The sequence below is a fragment of the Endozoicomonas sp. ISHI1 genome, assembly GCF_024606225.1.
Taxonomy (GTDB): domain Bacteria; phylum Pseudomonadota; class Gammaproteobacteria; order Pseudomonadales; family Endozoicomonadaceae; genus Endozoicomonas_A.
Genome location: NZ_JAGRPU010000021.1, coordinates 105,667 through 113,133, shown reverse-complemented (window position 1 = coordinate 113,133; position 7,467 = coordinate 105,667). Strand labels below are relative to the sequence as shown.

At 47.4% G+C, this 7,467-nt stretch carries 2 protein-coding genes; both read left to right on the top strand.

Features of this window, described 5'->3' with window-relative positions; genetic code table 11:
• Nucleotides 1-815: hypothetical protein (locus KBW69_RS14395; RefSeq protein WP_257281300.1), on the top strand; the 815-nt coding region annotated here is incomplete at its 5' end.
• A gap of 295 nt (nt 816-1,110) precedes the next feature.
• A complete protein-coding gene (locus tag KBW69_RS14390) occupies nt 1,111-7,404 on the top strand; it encodes a hypothetical protein (RefSeq protein WP_257281299.1) in 6,294 nt (2,097 codons plus the stop codon).
• Nucleotides 7,405-7,467: the final 63 nt, after the last annotated feature.

Genomic DNA, 7,467 nt, shown 5'->3' with positions numbered 1-7,467 from the left:
AAGAACAAGGGCTTCATTTAAGGCTTTCCCCAGATGGCGAAAGCCTTTATGTAACAGGCAAAAGTGAAGACGACACGCCCTATCCTCTGTTTATCCGACAGTACGACAGTCAACAGCTAAAACCCGCTGCCTCTTTTGGCGACAATGGCAAAGCGATAATAACTATCAACGACATTGATACGGTCAAGAGTCAGCAGGACATTCTGATACAAAAAGACCAGATCTACTTTGCCCTATTCAGTTCTGAGGATGAGGTGTTGTTTATTCGCCGTTTCGCCACTGACAATGGACAGGTGGATAGTGCTTTTATGATTGACGACAAGATTGATTTTTCTTCCCGAACACCTGATTCGTTAGCAACCGTCAAGCTGATGACCACGGAAGATTATTTGCACGCCATTATTTACCACAGTGATGGACAACTGTCCGTGTTTACTTATCAAGATCAGGTTAATGTCCATCGTTTTGACACCACCATTAAACCAGAGGCAGCAAAGTCCATGCGCCTTGTTTTTGTCGATGATAAAGTCTATCTGGCTTTTGAAGATGCTGATATTGACGAGGGTAGTCGGCAGCTACGGATGCAAGAAATTTCACTGGATTTTGAAAACTATAACTATCAAAAATCGGCTGCCGTTTTATCCTCTGCGGGATCGTCTTCGGCCATTCAAGGTTGGGGAATTGGGCTTATTACAACGGGCACTGTGTTGGCTGTATCGGTTGCGGTTATCGTAGCCATTAAGAAGTTTAAAAGACAATCACTTGGAACAAAAATGGAAACCACTGAATTACTACCTTTAGGTAAGCTTGAATAACCGACAAATAGGAGCAACTTCAAGAGCAATCGCCAAAAACATTATCATTTTCACAAAGGGGTATCGGGCCAATAGCTTATCCGGAAAAAGTTGGCCCTTGGTATCCCCCTGCTCAAACGTAAGTTTTTCCCGGTTACCCGCATGTTTATGCATGATGACCCAACGTAGTCTATATGTACGGACACAAATACGAGTAGTTCTCATCATTGTTTTTCAGGGTACTCACTCAATGAATAACGGCCCGATGAAAGATCAGTATCGGAAAAGTCCGACTATATTTACAAAGTCGTCTGTATTGTTCTTATCACTTGTCGTTTGTTTTTCAGACTGGAACAGTTGGGCCAGCACTGTTGAGCTGGACAATAATAATTTCAAGCACTACCTGAATGCCGACCACCCGGTAGAAGGTCGCTATCGGTTGATCAGTGATATTGACCTTAGCAAATTCATTCGCTGGAAACCCATTGGCAATACCTCCAGACCGTTCTCTGTCACTCTGCTTGGCAATGGTCACGTTATTTCCGGTCTTAAATGTTCAACATGGGCAGCGAATAAAACCACAGGCTTGTTCGGAGTTCTGCAAGACAGCACCATCAGACAGATCATGCTAAACCAGCCCGAAGTTACCAGTTATGGAAGTTCAAGCCCCACAGGTGCACTTGCAGGAGAGTTGCAACGCAGCAGGATAGAAGAAGTGGTCAATTCTGCCGGTACCATCAAAACGACCGGTTCTAAGAGCCATTGCGGAGGTATTGCGGGGAGTATCTCTGACAGCGTCATACGCGATAGCGTGAACACAGGCACCGTTATTACAACCGGAAAAGCCACTGCTGGCGGTATCGCTGGATTGGCTGATCAGGCGTCTTCTCTTTCAAATGACCTGAATACCGGAACAATAATCTCCAGGAAAAGATTGAGCCTACCTGCCGGTGGCATTGTCGGAACACTGAAAAGCAACAGCGTTGCTAACAATAATATGAATACCGGCGAAGTCACGGTTACGTTTACCGACAGTTCCGGGGGGATTGCAGGAGAAGCGCAAGCAGCCAGGGTATTGCATAACCTGAACACCGGATACGTTGCCTCAGATCTTGTGATAGGTTCCAGTTATATCGGAGGAGGCAGTAGTGGCGGAATAGTGGGGAAGAGCAGTCAAGCCCTGGTCAGCCAAAACCTCAACACAGGCAGTATTTATTCAAAGCATTATTCAAGTGCGGGCGGGATAGCAGGGGAAGTCAGCAACGCTCCGGTTATTCAAAATGTAAATGTTGGAACGGTCACCTGTGACTGCAATTATGGAGCTGCGGGAGGTATTGCCGGAAAGCTTTCAGGTGGAAGCATTCATGACAACCTGAATGCTGGAGCAGTAGCAGAGAAAAACAGGATGGCAGTTTATGTCGGTGGAATTGCCGGGATCGCCTATGATTCGGCCTCGGTTTATAACAATGTCAATACGGGGGCAGTTGAAGCACATTCAAGCTATATAAGCCCAGCAGTCGGAAGTCCTTATGGAGCAGGTCGTATTGGGAATAACCTGGATACTTTCACAAGGTATAAATGGACTCCTAGCAGTAATTATGGATACAACTTAGGTGTCTTAAGAATATCGAAAAGTTCTCTCAAATCAAACCTGTATGGTTTAAACAGCGATCTCTGGAATGCCGGTAATGCAACACAGCTGCCGATGCTCAAAAGCGTTAACACCCCTTACCGTGACCTTGCCCGAATAGATGGTACCCAACAGACTGATAACCAGTTTCCCACCGTCCTGAATGAGTTTGCAGATCCTGGTGGTGCCATAGATGCTACCTCTTTCACTCGTACTATCTGGAACGGATGGGATGGTTATTTACCCTTTCCAAAAGTTTTCTCCAAACCACAAACATCACTGGCTGGAATTGATTGCACACCAGGGGGATTTGACTGCGGCCAGGAAAAACCTCCTCAATTAATCCATGAAATTGCAATAGATCCAAACAGGTTGCCGGTGCATGCTGCTCCAACGCCTACAGGAGGCGTTGTCCCACCAAGTTATTGCGGGCCCCACAGGGTTTTGAGTGTCTCATGGAATATGAACAGTATGCTCATGGCTGTGGGAATAGGTTCCGGTGGCGGTTCCGGATGCCCTGTTTCAGGCTCCGTACAAATCTTTGATATGAGTGACCCGGCGAGGCCCAGACTCCTGCATACCTTGCACGATGCTAAACACTGGGTGGAGACTGTTGCCTTCAACCACGACGGTACCCAGCTGGCAGTCGGGGGGTATGATAAAAAGGTCAGGATTTATGACCCAGTGAACCCGTCCACTCCCCTTGCCACCCTGTCCGATGCGAAAGGCCCGATAGACGGCGTTAAATACAATCACGGAGGTACTCAGCTGGCAGTTGGTAGATATAATAAGGTCAGGATTTATGACCCGAGGGATCTGTCCATTCGCCCGACAATTCTGACCAATGCAAATGATTGGGTACTGAGCCTTGACTACAATCACGACGGTACCCAGCTGGCAGTGGGGGGGTACGGTAAAAAGGTCAGGATTTATGACCCGTGGGATCTGACCATTGCCCCGCAAGCTGTGATCCCTGGGCTTTATCGTATGAGCGCTAAATTCAACCACGACGGCACGCTGCTGGCAACTGGGGGAAGTGACTATAGGTACAGAGGACACAGTGTTGAGGTTTATGACATAAAGAACCTGGACAGCCCAAAGTATACTCTGGGGGATACGCCATGGACGGTCACGAGCATTGACTTCAATCACGACAGCACCCGACTCGCCTTTGGGGCTGGGAGGAGTGTCAGGATATATGACATGTTGAATCCAACTGGGGTTCTGTACACCCTCTCTGATGCGACAAGTGCTATAAAGAGCGTTAACTACAACCACGACGGCACCTTGCTGGCAGTCGGGACGCACGCTGGAAAGGTCAGGATTTATCGGGTCGGTATAAAAGCTTCAGCGACAACATCGCCATCTGCAAGTCTCTCAACCAGTCAACCCACCACTGCTTCTACAACCATTTCGGGAACTCCATCAGAAAATTCAACGCTGGTCAGGCATTCATCGTCGTATACACAGCCATCAGCCGACGAATTGACGACCACTTCTGTTCCCACTACTTTGCCCAGTTCGGAGACACTATCAGCAACACCATCTGCTCTATCATCAACGTCTGAACGGTCATCAACCAGTGAATTGAGCACTCATTCTGAAGCCCGTACTTCAGCCAGTTCGGTGTCACATTCTGAAGTTTCATCTGCTGTCCCATCGTCATCAGCACAACCTTCAAGCAGTGAATTGAGCACGGCTTCTGTAGCCCAAACTTCAGCCAGTTTGGTGTCACCGTCAGAAGTTTCATCTGCTGCCCCATCGTCATCAGCACAACCTTCAAGCAGTGAATTGATCACTACTTCTGTAGCCCGAACTTCAGCCAGTTCGGTGCCACCTTCAGAAATTTCATCCGCTGCTCCATCATCAGCACAACCTTCAACCAGTGAATTGAGCACGGCTACTGTAGCCCGAACTTCATCCAGTTCAATGTTACCTTCAAGAGCTACGCCCAATGCCCCATCGTCATCCGCACAGCCAGCAATCAGCAGGGCCAGCACTGTTCAGCTGGACAATAGTAATTTCAATCAATATCTGAATGCCGACCACCCGGTCGAGGGACGCTATGAGTTAATCAGTGATATTGACCTGAGCGGATCTGAATGGAAACCGGTCGGCAATACCTCCAAACCCTTATCTGTCACTCTGCTTGGCAACGGCCACGTTATTTCCGGCCTTAAAATTTCAACATGGGCAGTGAATAAAGCCACGGGCTTGTTCGGAGTTCTGCAAGACAGCACCATCAGGCAGATCATTCTAAACCAGCCCGAAGTTAACAGTTATGGAAGTTCAAGCCCCACAGGTGCACTTGCAGGAGAGTTGCAACGCAGCAGGATAGAAGAAGTAGTCAATTCTGCCGGAACCATCAAAACGGCCGGTGCTCAGAGTCATTGCGGAGGTATTGCTGGCAGTCACTTTAATAGTGTCATACGCGATAGCGTGAACACCGGTACCGTTTTCACAACTGGACTCAGCAGCTCAGGCGGTATTGCTGGATTGGCCGATCAGTCATCTACCGTTTCAAATGACCTGAATACTGGAAAAATAATCTCCGGGTATGGGGGTTTATCATCTGCCGGTGGCATTGTCGGCACACTGAAAAGCAACAGTATTGCTAACAATAATATGAATACCGGCGAAGTCACTGTTAGCCATTACGAAATTTCCGGGGGAATTGCAGGAGAAGCAGAAGCAGCCCAAATATCACGTAACCTGAACACTGGAAAAATTGACTCAGATTATTTGACAGGCTCCAGACATAGAGAAGGTGGCTACAGTGGTGGAATAGTAGGGAAGAACAGGCAAACCCTTGTCAGCAAAAACATCAATACAGGTAGTGTTTCTACAGTAGGCTTTAACATTGTGGGTGGAATAGTAGGGGAAGTATGGGACGCTCCTGTGATTCAAAATGTAAATGTCGGAACGGTCACTAATGACGGTGGTTATGCAGACGCTGGAGGTATTGCCGGTAAGGTTTCAGGTGGAAGCATTCATGACAACCTGAATGCCGGAGCAGTAACAGAAAAATACGACATTATGGCTTACGTCGGTGGTATTGCTGCGACTGCCAGGTACTCGGCCTCGGTTTATAACAATGTCAATACCGGATCAGTTGAAGCCAAATCAAGATATAGCCATATGAGCCCGGCAGTCGGGCGCCCTCTTGATGTACGTCATATTGCGAATAACCTGGGCACTTTTACAAGGCCTGAATGGCCTGGTTATGAACGACAAAAATACAATAAAGGTGTCGTAAGTCTATCGAAAAGTGCTCTCAAATCAGGCTTGCACGGTTTGAGCAGAGAATTCTGGAACGCCGGTGACGCAACACAGTTGCCGATACTCAAAGGCGTTAACACCCCCTACCGTGACCTTGTCCGAATAAATGGTACCAAACAGGCAAACAACCAGTTTCCCATCGTCCTGAACGAGTTTGCTGACCCCGGTGGTGCCATAGATGCTACCTCTTTCAATTGTACTGTCTGGAACGGTCGGGATGGCTATTTACCTTTTCCAAAGGTTTTCTCCAAACCACAAACATTACTGGCTGGAATTGATTGCACACCAGGGGGATTTGACTGCAGCGGGGTAAAAGACAACACGACAACTCTGTTGACTATAACATTGTCATCTGGAAAGCCGCTAACCACTGAATTGACCACAGCTGCTGCATCCAGTGCCTTGCCTGACAGTACATACCCAACAACCGATGCACTCAGCCTGTCAGACAACTGCCAGCCACCAGAAGGCACACCGCTCTTTCAAACCTATGACTCGGAAAGCCAGCGGATATACGTCGTCATTCAGCCTGAGTCCACTTCCAAAGGGATCATTCTGGCACGCTATAGTGGTTCTGAACTGGATCAACAATTTGGCCGGTGCGGCATTGTGACTTACACCACATCTGCCGACCACTCCATAATACTGGACTCCTACCAGTCTCTGGCAGGACGGGTGACTCACGAAAACACTGGCTCTCAACTTAACCTTGTTGCAACAACACCTTCAGGGAAAACAGCTCTGTTCGAGTTCCCTTTAAGTGACACCCAGAAATATCCGGCACAATTCATCGTGCTTGACAAGGTATTCCCTGAAAGTGTGCAAATTAATGATACTGCTTATCATAATGGCTTCATGTATTTAACAGGTACTCTCGATAACAGACTATTTGTTGGCCGCTACCACCAGCGTCGGCTCTTTTTTCCTGAAAACACTGACCTGTATGATAAAGAACAGGGACTTAGTCTAAGGCTCTCCCCGGATGGCGAACGCCTTTATGTAACCGGCAAAAATGTAGGCGACTCGCCCTATCCTCTGTTTATCCGAAAATACGACAGTCAGCAGCTAAAACCCGCCACCTCTTTTGACAACAATGGCAAAGCGATAATAACTATCAACGACATTGATACGGTCAAGAGTCAGCAGGACATCCTGATACAAAAAGACCAGATCTACTTTGCCATATTCAGTCCTGAGGAAGAGAAACTTTCTTTTCGCCGCTTCGCCGCCGACAATGGACAGATGGATAGCGCTTTTATGATTGACGACAAGTTTTATTTTGCTTCCCAAACAACCGATTCGTTTGCAACCGTCAAGCTGATGACCACGGAAGATTATTTGCACGCCATTATTTACCACAGTGATGGGCGACTGTCCGTGTTTACTTATCAAGATCAGGTCAATATCTATCGTTTTGACACCACCATTCAACCTGCAGCAGCAAAGTCTATGCGCCCTGTTTTTGTTGGTGATAAAGTCTATCTGGCTGTTGAAAATGCTTATGTTGAGGGAGGTAGCCGGCAGGTACAGATGCAAGCAATTTCACTGGGTCTTGAAAACTATAACTATCAAAAATCCGCTGTCGCTTTATCCTCTGCGGGATCATCTTCGGCCATTCAAGGTGGGGGAATTAGGCTTATTAGAACGGGCACTGTGTTGGCTGTATCGGTTGCAGTTATCGTGGCCATTAAGAAGTTTTAAAGACAACCACTTGAAACAAAAATGGAAACTTCTGAGTTGCCCCCTGCTCAAAATTAAGTTTTT